The 21,608-nt window shown below is 48.6% G+C and carries 23 protein-coding genes and 2 riboswitches; of the genes, 11 read left to right on the top strand and 12 right to left on the bottom strand.

The genetic code is table 11. From position 1 onward, the window contains the following. Positions 1 to 13: 13 nt before the first annotated feature. Complete coding sequence (locus tag KJS57_RS18870) at positions 14 to 676, bottom strand: potassium channel family protein (RefSeq protein ID WP_211023526.1); 663 nt, start codon at positions 674 to 676, stop codon at positions 14 to 16. 13 nt (positions 677 to 689) lie between these two features. Further along, positions 690 to 2,024: a TrkH family potassium uptake protein gene (locus KJS57_RS18865; protein WP_373316841.1), complete on the bottom strand. Its 1,335-nt coding sequence runs from the start codon at positions 2,022 to 2,024 to the stop codon at positions 690 to 692. Between the two features lie 75 nt (positions 2,025 to 2,099). After that, a riboswitch (cyclic di-AMP (ydaO/yuaA leader) is annotated at positions 2,100 to 2,259 on the bottom strand. A 290-nt stretch (positions 2,260 to 2,549) separates the two neighbouring features. Between KJS57_RS18865 and KJS57_RS18860 the strand changes: the two genes are divergently transcribed. Further along, a complete protein-coding gene (locus KJS57_RS18860; RefSeq protein ID WP_213655963.1) occupies positions 2,550 to 4,274 on the top strand; it encodes a CPBP family intramembrane glutamic endopeptidase in 1,725 nt (574 codons plus the stop codon). Here KJS57_RS18860 and uvrC read toward each other — a convergent pair. Both uvrC and trxA read right to left on the bottom strand, forming a co-directional pair. Beyond that, entirely contained in the window at positions 4,240 to 6,162 is a 1,923-nt protein-coding gene (gene uvrC / locus KJS57_RS18855; protein WP_213655962.1) for an excinuclease ABC subunit UvrC, read from the bottom strand. The genes KJS57_RS18860 and uvrC overlap by 35 nt on opposite strands. Positions 6,163 to 6,266: 104 nt before the next feature. Further along, a complete protein-coding gene (gene trxA / locus KJS57_RS18850) occupies positions 6,267 to 6,584 on the bottom strand; it encodes a thioredoxin (RefSeq protein WP_211023532.1) in 318 nt (105 codons plus the stop codon). 262 nt (positions 6,585 to 6,846) lie between these two features. On the opposite strand from trxA, the gene KJS57_RS18845 reads away from it, so the two are divergent. Beyond that, positions 6,847 to 7,002, top strand: coding sequence for a YqzM family protein (locus KJS57_RS18845; RefSeq protein ID WP_114496945.1), 156 nt, complete (start codon positions 6,847 to 6,849; stop codon positions 7,000 to 7,002). 79 nt (positions 7,003 to 7,081) lie between these two features. Here KJS57_RS18845 and dnaI read toward each other — a convergent pair whose 3' ends face one another. From dnaI to KJS57_RS18830, 3 genes are all read right to left on the bottom strand, one after another. Then, a complete protein-coding gene (gene dnaI, locus KJS57_RS18840; RefSeq protein ID WP_211023534.1) occupies positions 7,082 to 8,035 on the bottom strand; it encodes a primosomal protein DnaI in 954 nt (317 codons plus the stop codon). A 26-nt stretch (positions 8,036 to 8,061) separates the two neighbouring features. Next, positions 8,062 to 9,588, bottom strand: coding sequence for a replication initiation and membrane attachment family protein (locus tag KJS57_RS18835; protein WP_213655961.1), 1,527 nt, complete (start codon positions 9,586 to 9,588; stop codon positions 8,062 to 8,064). 247 nt (positions 9,589 to 9,835) lie between these two features. After that, positions 9,836 to 10,000 carry a hypothetical protein gene (locus tag KJS57_RS18830; protein ID WP_211023539.1) on the bottom strand — a complete coding sequence of 55 codons (165 nt, stop codon included), beginning with the start codon at positions 9,998 to 10,000 and terminating at the stop codon, positions 9,836 to 9,838. 33 nt (positions 10,001 to 10,033) lie between these two features. Continuing rightward, positions 10,034 to 10,118: riboswitch (cyclic di-GMP riboswitch) on the bottom strand. Positions 10,119 to 10,587: 469 nt separating this feature from the next. Here KJS57_RS18830 and KJS57_RS18825 point away from each other — a divergent pair. From KJS57_RS18825 to KJS57_RS18810, 4 genes are all read left to right on the top strand, one after another. Beyond that, on the top strand, positions 10,588 to 11,799 hold the full coding sequence (locus tag KJS57_RS18825; protein ID WP_213655960.1) for a hypothetical protein: 1,212 nt from the start codon (positions 10,588 to 10,590) through the stop codon (positions 11,797 to 11,799). Beyond that, positions 11,789 to 12,373: a signal peptidase I SipW gene (sipW, locus tag KJS57_RS18820; protein WP_211023543.1), complete on the top strand. Its 585-nt coding sequence runs from the start codon at positions 11,789 to 11,791 to the stop codon at positions 12,371 to 12,373. The genes KJS57_RS18825 and sipW overlap by 11 nt, the downstream gene beginning before the upstream one ends. A gap of 79 nt (positions 12,374 to 12,452) precedes the next feature. After that, entirely contained in the window at positions 12,453 to 13,046 is a 594-nt protein-coding gene (locus KJS57_RS18815; RefSeq protein WP_211023545.1) for a TasA family protein, read from the top strand. Positions 13,047 to 13,205: 159 nt separating this feature from the next. Next, a complete protein-coding gene (locus KJS57_RS18810) occupies positions 13,206 to 13,541 on the top strand; it encodes a helix-turn-helix domain-containing protein (RefSeq protein WP_211023547.1) in 336 nt (111 codons plus the stop codon). 74 nt (positions 13,542 to 13,615) lie between these two features. Here the strand turns inward: KJS57_RS18810 and KJS57_RS18805 are convergent, their stop codons facing one another. Beyond that, complete coding sequence (locus tag KJS57_RS18805; protein WP_211023549.1) at positions 13,616 to 13,909, bottom strand: YuiB family protein; 294 nt, start codon at positions 13,907 to 13,909, stop codon at positions 13,616 to 13,618. Positions 13,910 to 14,129: 220 nt separating this feature from the next. Between KJS57_RS18805 and hemQ the strand changes: the two genes are divergently transcribed. Then, positions 14,130 to 14,876 (top strand): hydrogen peroxide-dependent heme synthase, encoded by a 747-nt coding sequence (hemQ, locus tag KJS57_RS18800; RefSeq protein WP_211023551.1) that lies wholly within the window; start codon positions 14,130 to 14,132, stop codon positions 14,874 to 14,876. Between the two features lie 635 nt (positions 14,877 to 15,511). Here hemQ and KJS57_RS18795 read toward each other — a convergent pair. Together KJS57_RS18795 and KJS57_RS18790 are read right to left on the bottom strand one after the other, a co-directional pair. After that, positions 15,512 to 15,763: a hypothetical protein gene (locus tag KJS57_RS18795; protein WP_211023553.1), complete on the bottom strand. Its 252-nt coding sequence runs from the start codon at positions 15,761 to 15,763 to the stop codon at positions 15,512 to 15,514. 1 nt (position 15,764) lies between these two features. Next, positions 15,765 to 16,958, bottom strand: coding sequence for an NAD(P)/FAD-dependent oxidoreductase (locus tag KJS57_RS18790; protein ID WP_211023555.1), 1,194 nt, complete (start codon positions 16,956 to 16,958; stop codon positions 15,765 to 15,767). A gap of 409 nt (positions 16,959 to 17,367) precedes the next feature. On the opposite strand from KJS57_RS18790, the gene KJS57_RS18785 reads away from it, so the two are divergent. Both KJS57_RS18785 and KJS57_RS18780 read left to right on the top strand, forming a co-directional pair. Further along, on the top strand, positions 17,368 to 18,369 hold the full coding sequence (locus tag KJS57_RS18785; protein ID WP_213655959.1) for an NAD(P)/FAD-dependent oxidoreductase: 1,002 nt from the start codon (positions 17,368 to 17,370) through the stop codon (positions 18,367 to 18,369). Positions 18,370 to 18,442: 73 nt separating this feature from the next. Beyond that, on the top strand, positions 18,443 to 18,691 hold the full coding sequence (locus KJS57_RS18780; protein ID WP_211023559.1) for a hypothetical protein: 249 nt from the start codon (positions 18,443 to 18,445) through the stop codon (positions 18,689 to 18,691). Between the two features lie 36 nt (positions 18,692 to 18,727). Here the strand turns inward: KJS57_RS18780 and sda are convergent, their stop codons facing one another. Both sda and KJS57_RS18770 read right to left on the bottom strand, forming a co-directional pair. Further along, the gene (gene sda, locus KJS57_RS18775; RefSeq protein WP_211023561.1) at positions 18,728 to 18,868 is read right to left on the bottom strand and encodes a sporulation histidine kinase inhibitor Sda; all 141 of its coding nucleotides are present in this window, start codon (positions 18,866 to 18,868) and stop codon (positions 18,728 to 18,730) included. Between the two features lie 274 nt (positions 18,869 to 19,142). Then, positions 19,143 to 19,808, bottom strand: coding sequence for a YheC/YheD family protein (locus KJS57_RS18770; protein WP_213655958.1), 666 nt, complete (start codon positions 19,806 to 19,808; stop codon positions 19,143 to 19,145). 175 nt (positions 19,809 to 19,983) lie between these two features. Here KJS57_RS18770 and KJS57_RS18765 point away from each other — a divergent pair, with 175 nt between their 5' ends. Both KJS57_RS18765 and KJS57_RS18760 read left to right on the top strand, forming a co-directional pair. After that, a complete protein-coding gene (locus KJS57_RS18765) occupies positions 19,984 to 20,199 on the top strand; it encodes a hypothetical protein (RefSeq protein WP_244861622.1) in 216 nt (71 codons plus the stop codon). 167 nt (positions 20,200 to 20,366) lie between these two features. Continuing rightward, entirely contained in the window at positions 20,367 to 21,572 is a 1,206-nt protein-coding gene (locus KJS57_RS18760) for an AI-2E family transporter (protein ID WP_211023565.1), read from the top strand. Positions 21,573 to 21,608 lie beyond the last annotated feature (36 nt).

The raw sequence follows: 21,608 nt of genomic DNA, 5'->3' as shown, positions 1-21,608 counted from the left end.
ATCACTAAAATGATTAATCATTTATAATAGCTTCGAATTCATCGATGTTTTTCTTTGCCCCGATGATGACCATGATGTCCCCAAGGATTAGATGATCCATTGCCGTCGGTGCAATAATGACGCCGTTCTCCCGGTGGATGGCTACGATGCTGCAGCCGAAACGTGCTCTCGGGTTCAGGTCGCCGACATTTTTTCCGTCCAGGCATTGCGGTACTCTCATTTCGACAAGTCTGTATTCTTTGGAAAGTTCAATGTAATCCAGCAGGTTTGGAGTTACAAGCTGATGGGCGACCCGAACCCCCATATCCCTCTCGGGAAAGATAACCCGGTCGACGCCGAGCTTCTCCAGCGCCCGGCCGTGAAGGACGGAAATCGCCTTGGCTACCACCGTTTTAATCCCAAGGTCTTTGAGAAGGATGGCCGACAGGATGCTCATTTGAATATCATTGCCGATCGCTACGATCCCGCAGTCGAAATTTCGAACGCCCAACGACTTCAGAACTTCTTCATCCGTCGCATCCGCGACGACGGCATGCGTAAGCCGGTCGCTCCATTCCTCGACCACTTCCTCGTTCCTGTCCACGCCCAGAACCTCGTAGCCGAGGTCCATCAGCTCTAGCGCCAGGCTGGAACCGAAACGCCCCAAGCCGATCACTACAAACTGCTGTGTTTTCATCTCACTTTTCCCCTTATCCTATAATCATTTTGCCTTCGGGATGTCTATATAATTCTTTACCCTTCTTCGGCCCGAGCGCATAAGCTAACGTCAGCAGCCCTAACCGTCCGGCAAACATGGTGAAGCTGATAATAATTTTCCCCGCAATCGTCAATTTTCCCGTCAGCCCCATGGAAAGGCCGACCGTACCGAAAGCGGAAGTCGTTTCGAACAAAATGCTCAGGAAGCTGGCATCTTCCGTAGTTGAAAGCACCATCGCCACGGCGATGACCAGGAACAAAGCGAGCATCGTGATCGTGACGGCTTTGAATATCCGCTCCTGGGCCAGCCGGTAACGGAACAACACGAGATCCGAACGGCCGCGGATCATGGAAATGACCGCCCCGACCAGAATCGTGAACGTCGTCGTCTTGATCCCGCCCCCGGTGGAGCTTGGCGATGCCCCGATGAACATCAGGATGATCATAAAGAATTGCGTCGCCTGCCTAAGCCCGCCGATATCCACCGTATTGGCACCCGCCGTTCTCGGCGTAACCGACTGGAAGAACGAGCTCCAGATTTTCCCGCCCCAATCCAGCGGTTGCAAGGTATTGGAGTTGGTGAATTCAAACACGAAAATAACGAGCGCTCCGACCAGAATCAATGTGGCGGTCATGGAGAGAACCACCTTGGAATGAAGCGACAATTTGCGGCGTTGCCGAAACTCGATCAGGTCGGACAAAACGATAAAGCCGAGCCCTCCGGAAACGATCAGGAACATCGTTACGAGATTGACGACCGGATCGTTTACATACTGGGTAAGGCTGCGGTACTCGCCGAACAGGTCAAAACCAGCATTGTTGAACATGGAAACGCCGTGAAAGATACCGAAGAACAGCGCCCGGCCAATCGGCATGTCGAACGACCAGCGGATTGTGAACAGAAGTGCGGCGCAGCTCTCGATAATCAGGGAATACATCAGCACCTTACGGATCAGCCGGACGATCCCTTCCATCGTATTTTGGTTCATCGCCTCCTGGAGCAGAAGCCGGTCTTTCAGCGAAATCTTTCGTTTAAACACCAGAGCGAACAAGGTCGCCATGGTCATGAACCCCAGACCGCCTACCTGGATCAGCAGCATAATGACCACCTGGCCAAATGTTGAGAAATAGGTTCCTGTATCCACTACGACAAGCCCTGTTACACAGGTTGCTGAAGTAGCGGTAAAGAAAGCGTCAATAAAAGGAAGCGACTCTCCCGTACTACTGGAAATCGGCAGCATCAAAAGCAGCGAACCGGCCAAAATAATGAACGCAAAGCCCAACACAAGGACTTGGGGTGGGGAAAATCTGATCCATTTGGAAAGCAACGGGCTCACCTCATTACTCAATTTGGCAAAAAAGAAACAATGAAAAAAAGCACTGGAAATCCAATGCTTTTTGATTGGTCCCTGCTGCAAAGGCCTACGAGGTTAGCTGACGGATTCGGGCTTGCGCGGTCTGCCCTATTCGCTTTTTCACCAGGCGCAATGCAAGTGAAGCAGCGAAATTCACCCCTAAATATCGGTTCCCCCGTTTTCGGTAGAAATTCGGCCAACATATTAAGTTACATTCATTTTCATTTCATTTTCGTCAAATTGGATTATAATCCTTATTCACTTCCATCACAAAGGTTTAATTGGATGAAATAGATCGAAAATGACTTAAAAGAGTTGAAACAGACCGTAAGGTGAATGCTTATCTAAGCCATGCTGGGATTTGCCGTGGTTATTGCGCTTTTACGCGAAACAAGCTTCGTCTCTGGCGAAGAAATCTCCCCTGTGTTATCTTTACTGTGACATGGAAGTACCGAAATCATACAGATTCAACAAAAAATCGTTAAAAGGAGTTTTCGTATGTATTCCGATTTAAAACCGAAGACGCGCGGGATAAAGACCAGGACCTTATGGATACTCGCCGTCATTGGACTCATCGTCTTTATTTTACTCCAGATTGTCCCGACTACCGCTTCCGAAACGCTGCAGGTCGAACAATCGACTCAGCTAATCACGAAGGAGCAGGCAAAGGAAGCCGCCGTCAAATTCGCGGAATCGACGCTCGGATTAACCGGTCCCTTCAACGATGCCCTGGTTACTTACGAGACGCGCGCTGATGTATACGGGTATTTGACCCGGGAAGGTTTAATGGAAGATTACCTTAAAAAGTATGAAAAGCAGTTCCCCTACGACATCTTTCAAGTCCGCATCAATAAGCCAGGCGGGCTGCTCAAAGCCGTAACGGTAGATATCCATATGACCACGGGCAAGGCGGTCGGCTTTAAAGAATACCCCGAAACCGGGTTTCCGGACATCGAGGGATTGGGCGGCGGTTCATCCGAAGCTGATGCCGCTACCTCGGGAGTGCAGGACCTATCGTGGGAAGAAAAGCTGGCGTTAGCCCAACCTTACTTGAAGTCGCTTGGTTACAGCGAAGATATGCAATCTTCCGTGGGCGAAACACCGGATGGTCTGTCTTTAACGCTGGTGGGATATGAAGCGGGGAAATCGAATGCCCAAATCGATATTCATTATTTCGAAGGCCAGGTCTCCGAAATCGATAGTTACTTCTCCGTGCCGCAAAGCCATACCGATTATGTAAAAAGCCAAACCACGCTCGCCAACTGGCTGACCTATGTAGGATATGCCCTATTGACTTTTGTGCTGGGAATTCTCGCGATCGTGTACAGCGCCATGACAAGAGTACATACTTCATTCAAGCGGGGAATCGTGCTCGCCTCCCTGTACTTCATCATTTCCATGGGTTCCGCTCTTAATATGATGCCTTATTTTGAAAAAGAAGGCTTAAGCGGTGCAATGCTGATCTTCGGGCTTGTATTTCAGGGCGTCGTCACGCTGATTCTGGCCGCCTCCGTCTATTTCTCCCTCGTCGGAGGCGATGGACTCTGGCGCAAGCAGGGGATTAATCTCTGGGCCCGGGCCAAGGAACAGGGTTATGGACGGCATGTAGTAAAATCGATGGCGGACGGATACGCCTGGGCACTTATTCTGCTTGGAGTTCAGTCCGTGATCTTCTTCATTCTGGAAAGAACGATCCACACCTGGTCGACCACGGATGCCTCCCAATCACCGTATAACATGCTCTATCCTGCGCTGCTCCCGCTGCTTGCCTGGGTGGCAGGGATCGGGGAAGAGGCCGTATACCGGCTGTTCGGGATTCCGATGCTGAAGAAAATGTTCCGCAGCACGCTCGTCGCAAGTATCATCACGACGCTGATCTGGGCGTTCGGCCATACGTTGTATCCGATCTACCCGGTCATCTCCCGTCCGATCGAGCTGCTCATTATCGGCCTGTTGTTCAGCTATATTTTCCTGCGCTACGGTTTTATTGCGGTCCTGTTCTCGCACGTCATCTTCGACAGCATCTTAATGTCGCTGAGCATTATGTTCACAGGTGGAACGCTGAATATCACGGCAGGCATATTCTATATCGTATTACCGGCGATTGTTGCCTTCGTCATCTACTTGTTCAATCCGCCGGGCAAGGAACGCCCTTCAGCACCGTTGCCAAAAAAAGAGGAGCCGTTGTTCACGACTCCTCATCATCACGAAGGGCATCTATAATTTGTTTGGCTAGCTTGTCGCCAATGGAAAGGGGCCGGAAGTCTTCGACTGAGGCCTCTTTCATTTTTTTGAGCGAACCGAAGTGCTTCAGCAGCGCCTTACGACGCTTCTCCCCGATGCCCGGAATCGCATCCAGGCGCGAAGCCACCATCGATTTCGCCCGCTGCTCGCGATGGAACGAAATCGCAAACCGGTGAACCTCGTCCTGAATTCGCTGGAGCAAATAAAACTCCTGGCTATCGCGAGGCAAATGAACCGGCTCGGGCGGATCGCCCACCATCAGCTGCGCAGTCCGGTGCTTGGCATCCTTGACCAGGCCGCCCACCGGAATGAATAGACCGAGCTCGTTCTCCAATACGTCGATTGCAGCCGAAATCTGCCCTTTGCCGCCGTCGACGATGATCAGATCAGGCTGAGGCAAGTTCTCCTTCAACACGCGCTCGTATCTGCGGCGGATGACCTCGCGCATCGTTTCATAATCGTCCGGACCCTGAACGGTCCGGACTTTGTATTTCCGGTAATCCTTCTTGGCCGGTTTGCCGTCGATGAACACAACCATCGCGGAGACCGGATTCGTCCCCTGGATGTTGGAGTTATCAAACGCTTCGATCCGGGATACCCGATCCAGTCCGATCGAACGGCCCAGGTTCTCCGCGGCTCCCCGAGTCCGTTCCTCATCCCGCTCGATCAGGCGGAATTTCTCGTCAAGCGCCACGCGCGCATTCTCCTCAGCCATCGTCACCATCTGACGCTTAAGGCCGCGCTGCGGCACCAGCGTCTTCACGCCGAGCCACTCATGCAGCGCCGAAGCCCCGCTTGCCGCGTCGAGCGCCTCGCTGACGCCTTCGGTTGCGACAGATGAGGCTTTGGCAACCTCCGGCTCGCCTGGGGCTTCCTCGCCCTGTCCAGGCTCCTCAGCCATGCCGGGGAGCAAAATCTCTTTCGGCAATGCCGGGTTATCGCTGTAATATTGAGTCACGTACGACAGAAAGTCACTGTAGGCATCCCCGTAAAAAGGAAAGACCGAGGCATGCCGTTCAATCATTTTACCCTGACGCATATACAGGATCTGAACGCACATCCAGCCTTTGTCCACCGCGTAACCGAATACGTCCCGGTCCTTGGCGTCCGCCGTCGTAATCTTCTGTTTTTCCATGAGCGCATCGATGTTGATGATCTGGTCCCTTAGTTCCTTGGCGCGCTCAAAATACAGGTCTTCCGCGGCCTCCTGCATCTTCCGTTGCAATTCCTTCTTAATCTCTTCATGTCCGCCGCTGAGGAAAGAGGTGATTTCCTGCGTCATCTGCTCATAGGCCGATTGCGGCACTTCCTTTACGCACGGAGCCAGGCATTGGCCCATATGATAATACAGGCATACCTCCTTGGGCATCACATTGCATTTGCGCAGCGGATACATGCGATCGAGCAGTTTTTTGGTCTGCTGTGCGGCATAGGCGTTAGGATACGGACCGAAATATTTGGCTTTATCCTTCAGCAGGCGGCGGGTCACCTCAAGGCGCGGATGGGGCTCATTCGTGATTTTAATGTAAGGAAAGGTTTTGTCGTCCTTCAGCAGCACGTTGAAACGCGGATAATGCGTTTTGATTAAATTACACTCCAGAATGAGTGCTTCCATGTTGCTGCCTGTCACGATATATTCAAAATCCCGGATCTCCGATACCAGGCGTTGAGTTTTTCCGTCATGGCTTCCGGTAAAATAGGAGCGGACCCGGTTCTTCAGTATTTTCGCTTTGCCGACATAAATAATCTTGCCGTCTTTATTCTTCATCAGGTAACAGCCCGGCAAATCCGGCAGCAGCGCCAATTTGTGGCGGATCGCCTCCATTGCCTTTTCCTGTTCCTGAATGTCATTCGTTATGGAATCCATGCTACAAGCCTCCTCCCCCACATGGAATAGCTTCCGCTTTTACGCAGAAAACGCCCCCGGACATGCCGGAGGCGTAAACCAGGCCGTATTGAAGCAATTGGACCTTATTGATGTTTTGCAAGAATGTTCTTCAAGTTTTCTTTGGAGTTCAAGCCTACAACTTTATCCACCGGTTGACCGTCTTTGAAGAAGATCAGGGTAGGAATGCTCATTACGCCGAAACGGGAAGCCGATTCCGGGTTTTCGTCCACGTTTACTTTAGCGATTTTCACGGAATCGCCTACTTCGTTTGCCAGATCTTCCAGAATAGGAGCGATCATTTTGCAAGGTCCGCACCAAGGTGCCCAGAAATCAACGAGAACCGTGCCTTGACCTTCAACTTCATTATTAAAAGTTTGATCGGATACATTAACAATTGCCATGAATAATCTCCTCCTTATATTTGTGCCCAGTCTGCAAAATCCTTGCCGGGACAGGTTTTAAGATATTTTTATGAATCATGACATCGCCGAAGCGACGTGTTGTCAATTATACCACATTTTTTTAGTAAAAGAAAAATCGTAATGAATACGCCTTCTTTACAAATTTCAGGGCGATTGGTTATACTAATAATAACCCAAAAACGAATTGTCTATGATGTTTATTATTGACAACGAGTTTATTTTGCGAGGAGGCCCTGTCTTCATGGATGCAAACACACATGTGACCGACCCCCGGGAGCATATTAACGAAGAACCCCGTAACGATTTATTTGATCTGATGAACGGATTCTTCGGCATGCTCACGTTTATGGCAGTTATTTTCTTCGGAATGGTAATCGTAAAATTTATCGCCGGCTAAGAACGTCGGTAAGTTGTATTTACGACAAAAAGTCGGGTAAGGGATCATCCCCTACCCGACTTTTTTGTTTATGTTTACACTATACCCGACCGCGCTTGTTGCTGCCGCCAACGGGGACCACATCCACGAACGGAGCGATCCGGTCCATCAGCCGCTGTCCCTTATGCATTTCCTCGCCGTCTTTGCTTGTGAAGCTAAGATGCTTCTCCAGTACGTTCAAGGAATAATTCGAGGTATAAAATGTAGGTTTGCGGTTCATCCGGTAGTTTAAGATCGATCCCAAAACATGGTCACGGGCCCACGGATTCAAATTCTCCGCTCCGATATCATCAAAGATGAGCAGGTCCGCCTGCTTCATAATTTCGGTCATTTCCTTCAGCTTCTGGCTGTCCTGCATCATCGATTTCAGGTCTTCCACGAATTCCGGCATGTATACGATAACCCCGGAGTATCCTTCCTTGGCCAGTTCATGCAACAGATAGCTCATCAAAAATGTCTTACCTGTTCCGAAATGGCCTTCAAGATAGAGTCCACGGGTTTGGAGACCCGACTCCTTGGTCTCATTGATATATCGGAATACCTGGCTCACGGCCGGAGCCCGGACACTATCCTTCGACATGATCTCCACTTCATCATAACCCTGCTCCAGAGCCCGTTCATCTACATAAAAGCTATGGATCCGCTTCTTGATGGACAGTTCCCGCTCAAAACGCAGCTGCTTGGGGCACGGCACCTGACGGTCGATGAGCTGCGTTCCCGCACCAGAATCCTCCACCGTCAGCTTCGTGAAATGTCCGGGGAAATCATTCGGGCATTGGTCCAAACCCGGGCAGTTCGCGCAATGCCGGCTGTCATTAACGTATTGATACAGCTTCGCCATACCCCGAAGCAGATGTTCTTCGCCAAGCTCCGGGTGGCGGATGCATAGATCGCGTACCAGCGGTTCATTCAACAACCTGGCCTTCAATTCTTCCGAACGCCGCCGAAGCTGCGGGCTTTTCATTTGCGACATCAATTCCCCAAGGGACTCCATTCTTTATTCACCTTCTTACTTAAGTCTTATCCTTTTTTCTTGCTGGCCTTCATCCGCTCGGCCATTTTAAGCAATTCGGCGAATTCCTCTTCCGAGACGCCCTGCTCTCCGCCCGAGCTCTGTACAATCGGAATTTCCGGTTTTGGCTTGGCGGTCCGGCCGCCATAGGTTCTTCCCCGCCCGTTTCCTGCCGCGGGTGACGTCTGCGCTGCCGTCTTCTCCTTCACCTTGGCTTGATCGCGAATATACTGAACCGCTTTTTCATACGTATTAATCTGCTTCATCAGCATATTCGACGCTATCGCGTCCACGAAATTACGGTTGATGCGCTGTTCACCGCCCGATGTCAGCAAGGCCATCAAGTAATGGATCAGCACGTTGATGACTTCGCCGGGCAGCTTATAATTCAAATCTATTTTCTCAAAAATATCGAGCAGATTATCAGGCACCGCTCCCGGGAAAAACGTCTTTAACAACCGGGTGTACGGCTCGTTCCGCAGCATCATATTGTATTGATGCACATCGCATTTATTGGTAAATTGAGGCGGCACCTCGACGTAATATTCCATCTGAACGGCAACTTCCTCCTGATGGCTTCCGGCTTCTTGGGCGTTCTCTTCCCCTCGAATCGAAACCACCTTGGCGTAAGCGACTTCCCGCTCTTCCCGGCGCCGTTTCCCCTGTCTGAAATGAAGATTAGCTTTGTGCTGCAGCTCATCGAGGAGCAGCGTTCCGCCGGAATCGAACACGCCGTCTTCGTCCAATAACCGGCATAAATCCTGCACGGAAAGATCGTATTTGCGGACGACATAATTGGCGATTCCCATCCCCTCCGGGTCAAACCGCAGCTTCTCCACGAAGGCCCGGTTCACGGATTCCCGCGGGAAACGGACAATAATATCGGTATAATTCAGCGCTTCCTCTTCTTCAACCAGTTTCATTCCCGGCTGTCTGGCAATGGAAGTCTCGGCAATCGCCTGCTCCAATTCATAATCGATAGAATGCGTATTAAGCTCGAAGATTTCGTAAAATGGCACCGATATATTCTCTTTATTATAAGTCAAGCCATACATATCCCCAGGCTCCATGCAAAAAAAGCGTTCCCGCAGCGACAACACCGCAAACTTGCCGATTTTATCGCGAAGCAGCAGCGTTAAGTGCTGAGTGCGGAAAAACTCGGCCGGAGACAGCGGCGGTTGAAGTTCATATTCATACAAATAATCGTCGCCATCCGGTATGTATAACCGGCTTGTCTGCAGCAATCCGACGGCTTCCAGTTTGGACGCCTGTTCTATCAGGATCGCCCGCCCTTTCTCGCTAGGTTCAAGCCCCATCGTCAAAAACAGACCCCGCTGCTGCTCAATAGCCGAATAACCCACCTGATCCAGCGCCACTTGATCCGCAAGCAGCCGATACAGTGACACAGCAAGAGCTCCGACCATAGGCTGGTAGATCAACCCTAGCATTTTGTCATCCACGGGACTGAGAGAGAAGTCACGGTATACGCAATAACGGTGATTTTCAGTATAATGCAGCATATTGTTCATGCGCACGGCTTCATCGCTCCTTCCCTAACACGTTCATTTAGACTTTCTATATTCTATCATAAATCCCTTCGCCCCGAATCGTTAAAACCTTACAAAAAACGCTAAATATTTCCCCTCCCGAGGCTCTATCTATATTTCTCGGCTTATTTGCCCAATTCCCATATTTCGTATCGACCAAAAAAGAAAAACGGAGACCCCCTATCAAGTAGGACGATCTCCATTCTTCAATTTTGTGTTACGCATCCTAATATATTTAACCGTTATGCTCTAAATACCCCCGATAATCCCCTCTAAAAAAACTGCGGACAACTTCGATCGGAATTCCCGACTCCTTGGCCATAATAAGCAAGCTTACCCATTCCGGATCCACTTCCATGCCATACTCTTCATCCATGAAGACCTGGGCGGACTTTTCCAACTACATTCTCCCCCTAAGTAATCTTGATATATCCCAGGCAGCCCGGCCATCCTAGTATTTCTACCTTAGATCCGAAACTTTGCGCCCTTGCCTTTCAGCAAGTTTGCCCCTTACTGGCATCACCCGAATTAAGTAACCAAGTTAGCAAAGACAATGAAGATTTGAATTCATTATATAAGAATCTTCCTAAAAACACTGTCGTTGTAGGTAAAAAGAAAAATGGATTTTTAATATACTTGTTAGCTTATTTTGTTAGAAGATCAGTAATTTTCACGAAAGGGGTCTAATAACCGAAGCGGAGTCTTTGGCCGTTCTCAATAAAGAATAAAATTACTAATAATTAACGATTTCCTAAGAAAACTCGTGATTTAATTAGCAAACCGTTCGTTATAAGGAACTTTTGCTTGAATATCCAAGTTTCCATTTGGGCGCAAATTGAATATATTCGAGTTGCTTGATGGTTCGTTATAACGAACCACCTACAGAACATCGTGACTACGAAAGGTAAATGGAAAGGAGGCCTTTGTCTGCGAAGACCAAGATCCGGATCCATTCGGAAAACCAGGAGAATACAGCGGAAACGATATATGTTAAAAACGGTTCAATCCAGCATGGCACTATCCACTTTATTATTTTACGCTTCGCAGCAGGTCGGTACCACGTACGGTGAATTCAACAGCTTCAAGGAGGACTTGACGGGAATTCAGGCCTGCGAAATATTTCCGGAGAAAATCGAAAGCTTACTGACGGATTTAAATAACTCTTTGCAGCAAGCTTCAGATTATAAAAGAAGTCTACAGTCAGTTTCAGTAACCTATGCAACTTATGAAGAGACATGGAGCGCATGGGCACCGAGGAACCACACCGTCACCAGTTCGACTTACGGCGAAGATGAACCCGCAGACTCTGCAGGATCAGACCTGGAAACGGCCGCAGGCGACATATCGGGACAGATTGATAAATTATCTGATCAACTTAAGAACCTTCAGCTTATTTATGACAGTAACCAGATCGCATGGGATCATTTATCCGGAGAAATGGCGGCCAGCTCGGCGATCGCCCTCGATTTGCTCCAGCATATTCAACTGTCCCAGCCCAATTGTGTTGAAATCAAGCAGGCTTCGCTTCTAAGCAGCATCGGCAACCGGTTAAATCAATCACAATTTCTATCCGATTCCCTTCGAGACTCACTCAATAGCATTCTTGTATTCTTACAAAAAATATATGATACAGGACTCGAGCTCGACCGACTTCCCTATCAATCCAGCAATCGAATCGAAGGGATTTATATATTCGAGGGATATGCCGCCAGTGGAGATCCCGTGAGTCAGGAACTGCTGTCTTATTACAACGGGCTGCAACAGTCTTTGTCATCCTCAATAACCAATCTGTCATCTGACATCCTCAAATTGGAGGGTTTACGGGAAACCCTGCTCGAAGCCGCAGAGGCACAACGACTGGCTGAAGAAGAAAGGATGAAGCAGTTTGAGTTAGAACAAGCAAAACGATTGGAGCAAGAACAACAGGAGCTACAAGAGCTACAAGAGCTACAAGAGCTACAAGAGCTACAAGAGCTACAAGAGCTACAAGAGCTACAAGAGCAACAAGAGCAAGAGCTGTCACAGGCACCGGAAGAGCAACAACCTGAACAACCTGCTGGCATTGAATCCGGCAATGCCGGAACGCCACCGGACGAGGAAAGTCCTTCAGAAACTAAAGACGGAAGCGGGCCTTTTGCCGCCCCCGAAGATACGGATTCGAATCAAACAGATACAGGAGTCGATGCAAATGATTTATAAAAGAATACTTGGCCAAGGTCTAACGTTTATCATGGTGCTTCTATTTATCATAGTTGCAGGGTCAGTCATTCTGTCCAAAATTTCAGGCGGAACGCCGACCTTTTACGGTTACCAGCTAAAAAGTGTTCTTTCCGGTTCAATGGAACCGGTAATCCATACAGGATCTATCGTAGCGATAAAACCCGGAGGAGATACCTCAGGATTCAAAAAGGGAGATATCATCACATTTCATGCTGACGAGAATCGGTTGATTACCCACCGCATCGTAGAGGTTGTTAGAAATGAGCAGACCAACCAGGTAATCTACCGGACCAAAGGCGACAGCAACGACGCCCCGGATATAGAACCCGTCCTATCGGCAAATGTCGTGGGCCGCTACACCGGCTTCACAATCCCTTACGTCGGCTATATTTTAAGCTTTGCCGGGACGAAACTCGGAAACGTCACCCTCTTGATCGTACCCGGGCTGATGTTATTCATCTATGCCGTCATCTCCCTCTGGAAGACCATCTCGTCGTTGGAGGAGAAAAAACAAGGGTCCTCCATAGAAGAAACTAATCCGAAAACGACTTAACTCAACTGCGGTTGTTCTCCTTATGATTTTCATAGGGATGCAATATAAAAATTATTGAGAAATCGGGAGGAATTTGTTCATGGGAATCAAGAAAACTTTGGGCTTTGGCGTAGTAACCGCAGCACTCGGCTTAACCTTGATCGGAGGAGGGACGTTCGCTTACTTTAGCGACTCCGTAGAAACCACCGGAACTTTTGCGGCGGGCACTCTGGATCTGAATGCCGATCCGACAGCCATTATCGACGTAGGCAATTTAAAGCCTGGAGACTTTGCAATTCGCACTTTTAAGCTGAAAAATAACGGCTCCCTGGACATCGGAAAAGTAAATCTGGCTACTTCTTATACAGTAACTAATCGTGCGGGCGCTCCTGCAAATACCGACGATTTCGGCAAACACATTAAAGTTAAATTTTTGACGAATATCGATAAAGATGAGACCGTCATATATGAAACTACGTTATCCGCTCTGCAAAGCCTCTCCCCGGATGCGGTAGAAAACACCTGGCTGGGCTGGTTTGAAGAACGCGGCGGACTCCGGGCCGGAGACTCAGACAACCTGATCGTTAAATTTGAATTCGTGGACAATAATGAGGATCAGAACCAATTCCAAGGCGATTCCCTGAATCTCAAATGGACTTTCACAGCTAAGCAAGGTAAAGGCGTAGCTAAATAATTTCCACGCTTCGGTCTACTTAACAAGAACACCGTATCCCCCGTTTGCCGGTGGTTGCGGTGTTCTTTTCTATCCCGGAATGGGGCTTGTCTCCTTTGTTCAATACTGCATTTTTTGGTATAATGACTAAAATATTATTTATAGAAGGGCGACGGCTACATGGCAGACCATATTGGGGAACGCATCCGAAAAATCAGGCAAGATCGTGGCTTTTCCTTGTCAGAGCTAGCCGATACGGCGGAAGTCGCCAAATCATATTTGAGCAATGTTGAACGGGGAATCCAATCCAATCCTTCGATCTCATTCCTACAAAAAGTGTCCGATGCCTTAAATGTTCCTATAAACTTGCTACTATATGGAGATCGTCCTTCAGACTCGAACCTCGACCCGGAATGGGCGTCGCTGGTTCAAGAAGCCATGTCCTCCGGCATAAGCAAGAAGGAATTTCGGGATTTCTTGGAATATCAAAAGTGGAAACTGGGGCAAAAGGATTGATCGGCTCCAGCATGCGAAAGCCCCAGGCAACAAGGCCTGGGGCTTTCTTCATTTCTTTAACTTTTCCATCAACATCAAAACATCTTATAGCCGCCGATCCGCAGCTTGCGAATCGTCCATCCGCTTAATATCGCACCTGCGAGCCCCGCAAGCGCCGTCAGGTAGTCAACAACCCGGAAAGAGGCCAAGTAGGCGCCAAAGCCTTGGTCATGGTCCCACAAGCTGTATACGACGATCGGCAAGATGACGATAATAAAAATGTAAGCCGGAAACCAGGTTGTCTTCATAAGCATATTAAGAATAAATCCGATGCCGAACATCATGACAAAAAACAGAACCATCAGCACCAAAACGATGAGCCATCCCAACCCAAACTCCACCCTTCATTAGTCACACTATAATTAATATCACAAGATCAAGAACTAGTAGATAGTTTACTAAAAAAAATGTTGCGAATCAATGAACTTTCACCGAAAGCAGGGGAATTCCGTTTGCTCCCTGGCTCAACGTTGGGATACAATAAGAGAAGCGCATCCTGCGGGCTGCGGAGAACGGACAATAACTATGATAATTTGGGAGTGATCATAAATGAATGAAGCGGCATTAACCCTAGAAGGATGGTACGCCCTGCATGATTTCCGGTCCATTAACTGGACGGCATGGAAAGCGGCGGACGACGAGGAACGCGCGGGCTGTCTGGAAGAACTGCATACCTTTTTGCAGGAATGGACTCAGGCCGAGCAAAATAAAACCGGAAGCACGGCGGTTTACTCCATCGTAGGACAAAAAGCCGATTTCGTGTTCATGCATTTGCGCGAAACGCTTGAGGAATTGAACGCTCTGGAGAATGCCTTTAACAAAACGACTTTTGCCCAGTATACTACCAAAGCTTATTCTTACGTCAGCATTGTCGAATTGAGCAATTACATGGCTTCGGGCGACGGAGATCCAAAAGCCAACCCTGAAGTGATGGCGCGGTTACAGCCGATCCTGCCGAAATCGAAATACATTTGCTTCTATCCGATGAACAAAAAACGCGATCTTGACGACAACTGGTACATGCTTTCGATGGAAGAGCGCCGCGGAATGATGCGCAGCCACGGCATGATCGGTCGCGGATATGCCGGCAAAGTAAAACAGATCATTACCGGCTCCGTCGGCCTCGACGACTGGGAATGGGGCGTTACTCTGTTCTCAGACGACGCTTTGCAGTTCAAGAAGCTGGTTTATGAAATGCGCTTTGACGAAGTCAGCGCCCGTTTCGGAGAATTCGGTTCCTTCTACGTCGGCAACCTGCTGAATGAGCAGTTGTTTGAGGACATGCTAAAACTATAATACGCTTACCATTAGCCGCCCGGCATGCCCGGGCGGTATTTTTAACATTAAAGAAAGTTTAAGACTTTGAGGAAGGCAGCCATTTTTATCGTTGCCTGACTAAGGTGTCTGGGCAGACTGAGTTACTGAGAAGACTGAGTTGTTACGCTGAAGATACTGACCGTACTCACTAATGGCGGCATAGTCTCGTGCTGCGCTTTCTGGCGTAAGGTAACAGCCGATTCCGATTCTAACGGACGTGAGAGACGTTAAACCTCCCGAAAATGGGGATTTACGATTTTAACGGACACCAGAGACCTTATTCGTGTGAAACTTCAAAGAAAATAGAAATTTTGGGGCTAATAAGGTCTCCTATGTCCGTTAGATTGCTTAGGCCGCAATAAACAGCTAGTTAAGGTCTCCTATGTCCGTTAAAAAATATACGCATCCCATCACGCCTCATTACATCACCCGACCCGCATTGCTAATTTCTCATCATCACATTTCATCCTACCGGCACGGGCGCAGATTTGGCAGAAACGGCTTTCCAGTCGGCAGAAATCCCATCGAAATAAGGCGTTAATGCTGAGCGCTCCCTAATTTTCAATCTAAAAAAAGACCGCCCCCGACGGGACGATCTCACATTACTTAATACATTATTCGTCTTCTTCTTGCTGTTCCCGCAGCGATTCCAGGAACTCCGCCGTCGCACGGTCGCGGTCCCTGCTCTTCTCCTTGAGGCGCTCGATGGCCGGGAGGATCAGAATATCGACTTCCTTTTGAACCGTATAGGCCAAGTCGTATTGCTGCTGGGATTCAAGATAGGAACCGACCTCCATCAGGCCGTTGTACCGGTCGAGCTCCTCCCGGGTCAGCAGTCCCCGGACTTGAACGCTGCAGTGGCGCATCTTACAGGAATCTGCCTTTCTTCAAGACGAGCGGAATCCCGCCGATGGTAAACAGGTAACGAATATCGACCATCTTTTTGAGCTGAGCGGCCACCCAGCCTTTATACTTCTTGCCGAAGGCTGTCGCCACGGCTTCCCCTTTACCCAAAGAAGCAACCGTCCCCTTGTTGCTGAAGACGAATTTCTTAAGCTCTTTGCCGCGGATCGAAGCCACCACGTTTTGCGCACAGGTTACCCCTTGCTGCATGGCGATTTGTGCGGTCGGAGGATACGGACGGCCTTCCGGGTTAAACATCAGCGAGTTGTCCCCGATGATAAACACATGATCATGGCCAGGAGCGCGCAGGAAGTCATCAATCTTGACGCGCCCTCTTGCCGTTTCGAAGCCGGCCGCTTCAATGAGCCGGTTCCCGCGGATACCGCCTGTCCAGACGACTGTCGCGGACTTGATCTCTTCACCGGTAGCCAGCAGAACGCCATCCGGCGTGCACTCTTTGATCGCTACGCCGATTTTGAACTGAACGCCTTTTTTGACCAGGACGTCCATGGCATACTCGACCAATTCCGGATCAAAGCCCGGAAGCGCGGACGGTGCAGCTTCTACATTATATACATTCACCATGTTCGGATCGACATCATATTCTTTGCATAGATAAGGAATACGGTCGGCCAGCTCGGCGACGAATTCAATGCCGCTGAAGCCTGCGCCACCCACAACGAAATTAAGACGGTCCGTACGGCTTTCGTCCGCCTTAAACAACGCAAACTGATATTCGATATGCTGACGGATCAAACGTACCGAGTTGATGCTGCGGATCGTCATGGCATATTCCGACAAGCCGGGAATACCGAACGATTCAGGTTCTCCGCCGAGAGCGATAATCAGGTAGTCGTAGGATAGGGTTCCGTCCTGGAGAACGACTTTTTTGTCCGAGAGACGGATCTCTTGGACATTCGATTTAACGAGGTCGATTTTGAATTCATCGATCAATTTAGAGATCGGAACGCGTGTATGTTCTATGGAATCGGTTCCGGCCGCCGGCATATGCAGGTGCGTGGTGAAGTAATGATAATCATGCCGGTTCACCAGGGTAACGTCTGCTTCATTGTAATTTAATTCTTTTTGCAGCCGTTGCGCAGTCAAAATACCGCCATATCCCGCTCCAAGAATGACGATTTTAGGTATGGTACTCATCAGGCTTGTTCTCCTTCCGGGGGTTGAAGCTCTATATTTTATATAAAACCAAAAACTCTAATGTGAAATTATACACATAAAAAAATAGTCTCTGGTGATAACCCATTTTGCTATTGTGCGACATTTGTCACATTTATTTTAAACCGTTACGGAATAATTATCAAAAATAATACACACCATTTTGTAAATGTACTCTTTTCGTCACAAATCTGTGTACATACATTTGAATAATATCGGCTTTTGTTTAAAAGATCAAGTCTTATTTTACGCTGTTTCCCGGCGTTTTGCAGGCCTTTCTGACGTCAAATTCGACAATTTTTGGTCTGCTTTGCAAGGCCCTGATGGGATAGATATAATAAAGTAGAAATGACAATATAAAGTTTTTGAAATTAACCGGAGGTGTTTGCCTGTGTCATCCCAACCTGCAAGCGGCGAATTTACCGACCTGCTCATTATCGGAGGCGGGCCGGCAGGCATGTTTGCCGCTTTTTACGGCGGAATGCGAAAAGCGTCCGTTAAATTAATCGAAAGCATGCCTCAGCTGGGAGGGCAGGTTGCCGCCCTTTACCCAGAGAAATATATTTACGATATCGCCGGTTTCCCTAAGATTACCGGACAGGAACTGGTCAACAACTTGCACGAGCAGCTTAAGCTGTTTAACCCGGACATCCGTCTGGAAGAAAAGGTGCTGCAGATCGAGAAGAAAGACGAGCGCCATTTTATCGTAACGACCGACAAAGAAGTCCATCATGCCCGCGCCCTGATCATTACGGCCGGGGTCGGCGCATTCGAACCGCGCCGTCTGGAACTTGATAACGCGGCCCATTTCGAGAAGAGCAATCTTCATTATTTCGTAAGCGATCTTAGTAAATTCCAAGGCCGCCGCGTTTTGATCAGCGGAGGCGGGGATTCCGCGGTAGACTGGGCACTCATGCTTGAACCGATTGCCGATCAGGTCACGCTCATTCACCGCCGCGATAAATTCCGCGCCCATGAACATAGCGTGGAGAACTTAATGGCTTCCAGCGTGCAAGTAATTACACCGACAGAAATTAGCGCTTTGCATGGGGAAGACAAGATTGAGCGCGTCACCCTTTCGCATTGCAAAACACAGGAAACTCAGGAGATCGAAGTCGATGACGTCATCGTCAACTTCGGATTCGTTTCCTCCCTCGGACCGATTGCGGAATGGGGACTGGACATCAGCTCCAATGCAATTCTGGTCGATTCGCGCATGGAGAGCTCCATTCCGGGAATTTTTGCAGCCGGCGATATTACCACTTATCCCGGCAAGCTCGATCTGATCGCCGTCGGATTCGGCGAAGCACCGACCGCTGTCAACAACGCGAAGGTGTATATTGACCCGGACGCCAAATTGTCGCCTGGTCACAGCAGCAACATGAAGATATAGCTACATGAGATGAAACAAAAAGGGGTATCTTAACTTTACGCAGGAAATACTTGCTGTAAAGGAGAGATACCCTTTGTCTTATATATGCCCGCTATGCAACGGAATGGCTAACTTGTCAGCGACCTGTCCCGATTGCGGTCACGGTCTGGAAAACGCCGGTAAGAAGGAGGACTATGCCGGACCTTACAGCCCTTATGGCTCGGCAGACCAGTATACCTCCGCCTATTCCGCTCAAGCTCCTTCAGGTTGCGAACATGTTGTAATGTGTTCGCATTGCCATGAAGCCTATATTTATCATGTCAACGCTTGGAAAGCGCCTTAACGTTAGCTTGTCCATCACAAATCGACAGTTACTCTCTTAATGCAATAAGGGTGAAACAGTCATTAGCTCGCGTCTATGGATCTCTGCCAACAGCAGTGCGATGAACTCCCGGTCCAATTGAAGCGAAGTAGCCATATGATAGGATTCAAGCAGCATCTCATCTGTCAACATCGCCATTGATAACACATCCCTTCTATATTTTTCCTCATCATATCAAGAAATTCCCAGTAGAACAAGCGTTCCTGTTATCCACAAAAGGCTGTGGAAATCCTGTGAATAACATGTTAGTAAGAAAGCTCATTCATTGTAGAATAAGATAGGATAATGTGGATAAAAGTTATTCACAGGATATTTCCGCCCTTTTTCCGACCAATTTTTTTTTGTAAAAAGCTTAATTTTTATAACTTATTAACCCTAGGAGCTTAGGAATAAACCATTTTCAGGAAATTTTTCACTGTGGCCGCGTATTTACTTCGAATATCCACACCTTCCCGCTTCGATCAATCCCGTAATCAAACCCCAGTTGATCGATGCCCGGAAAGGCGGATTCAAGGATCCCGATACATGTGTTCGTGAGGTTTCGCATCTCTTGTCGTTTTTGTCGTACTGCCCCTTTTCTGCGAAGCGAGAGAGCTAAACCCTGTTTGGCCGTTAATAGGCTCCCTCCTTTGCATAAGTTTGTAACAAACAATCCAGGACGGGCCAGTCTCCCTACCATCGCGCGGTAAACCCAGGCTCCATTCTGCTTAACGACTTTTACCCGGTAGTCAATCGGACGGCCTCCAATTCTGGCCAGATGAATGCCTTGCTGAATCATATATTTCCGGCCTACTTTCACCCGGTTTAACGCTTGGAACATTGCATCGAAGCTGCGGAACGCTTTCTGGGCGGACATGTTAGTGAAGGCGTATACCCCTCGGGAGTAGGTCACTTTTATAACGCCGTAGCCCCCGCCGCCTCTAAGCGGCTTGATGACCACCATGCCAAATTGATGCAGCATGCTCCTTAACGATTCCGCACTGTACATTCGGGTTTGCGGTATGTGGGCGGCCACGTCCGCGTTGCGTAGTAGCGCTTCCGTTTTCAGCCATTTGTTGGCCAGTTGTCTTCCCGCCATGACACCATCCCCTTTCCGTTATAAGTTATTCATACTCAAACCGGGTCTGGTGTTCCTGTATGTTTGTCCAAGGCGTATGCCTGTTTTGCGATCATTATCGCTTCTTTGCAAAATGAATAATTTAACGTATAGTAGGGGCTAACGAGATTTTTTGCAGAGGGGGATTCCTTGCATTATGGAAGATAAGACGATGGAGAAACTGTTCGAAATTCTATACTGGTTCGCCATGATCGCCATGTCTCTTATGCTGGCAGCGATCACAGTGATGTTGTTCATTACGGGACTCAAGTTCGCCAAGGGATCCCGCAAAGGGCTGGGCGCCGGATGCATCGCGTTCTCGCTGGTGGCCGCGGTTATGGTATTTTTTATGGTAGAAAGGCAGTTCTTCTAAAACCCGTTAAACAGTGGGATTCATAGCCTTCGGCAAACCGAAGGAATATGAATTCTTTTTATTTAAGAGGATTTTAAAGGCTTTTTTTGAAAAACTCTGAAACTAAATGATTTTTTTGCGTAATACTATATTAGTAACTTTTTTATTGACAGGAGGACTTTGCTTTCATGGGAAGCACGAACACTTGGGGCGATCGCTTCAAAAAGTTTTTTCTGAACAACCGATTTGTAGTCTTTCTTCTGATTCTGGCATTGATTGGACTGAATATTCTAATATTCGATAAAGTCTCTTTCGTGTTCAAGCCGATAACCGTACTGCTCAAAACCGTGCTCTTTCCGATTTTATTGACAGGCGCGATCTATTATCTGCTGAACCCGCTGGTGGATTGGCTCGAACGCAAAGGCATTCCTCGCGTCTATACGATCGTCGCTCTTTACCTGTTAATCGTCGGAATCATCACCATTGTGATCATTTCCGTAGTTCCGATCGTTCAAAGACAGATCACCGAATTGATTGATAATTTCCCTAAATACAGTTATGAGGTGCAACTGCAATTCGAAAGTGTCATCGGCAGCAACTTCTTTCATCAGGTTCAGGAATCGACCGGATTTAATCCGACCAAACTGGGGGAAACGATTTCCGAACAGGCTACCACGATTCTCGATAATGCCTGGTCCGGCATCGGCGGATTTCTGGGCGCGCTGAAAGACATTATCCTCGCCGTTGTAACCGTTCCGTTCATCCTGTTTTATTTGCTTAAGGACGGTAAGAAGCTCCCCGGCTTCATCTTGAGATATGTCCCTGTCCGTTTCCGGAACCAGACCAACCGGGTTATGTCGGAAATGAACGGGCAAATCAGCTCTTACATTCGGGGACAGATCATCGTCAGCTTCTGCATCGGGATCCTGCTGTATATCGGATTTTTGATTATCGGCATGGATTACTCCCTGGTGCTGGCGATCATCGCTTCATTTACCAGCATCGTTCCTTATCTGGGGCCTGCCATTGCCATCACACCGGCGCTCATTATCGCGATCGTTACGTCACCGTTCATGCTGCTCAAGCTGATCATCGTCTGGACCGTGGTGCAGTTGATCGAGGGTAAATTCATTTCCCCGCAGATTATGGGAAAAACGCTGAGAATCCACCCGATCACAATTATTTTCGTTATTTTGACTGCCGGCAATTTGTTCGGCGTGCTTGGAATCATTTTGGCGGTACCTGGTTATGCAGTGCTGAAGGTGGTCATTACCCACCTGTTCAAATGGTTCGAGATGCGTTCCCATCTGTACGACCCGCTGGAGAACGACCAGGAGCCCGGGCCTGATGTGGAGGTTACCGTTAAAGTAACCAACCCGGAACAAAGCCAGTAAGTGAAACAGAAAGGCGTTACTGAAAGGTCTACGGAC

Origin of the sequence: Paenibacillus vini (assembly GCF_018403325.1) — a bacterium.
GTDB lineage: Bacteria > Bacillota > Bacilli > Paenibacillales > Paenibacillaceae > Fontibacillus > Fontibacillus vini.
The sequence above is the reverse complement of the archived record's forward strand: the minus strand, read 5'-3'. Positions and strand labels throughout refer to the sequence as shown.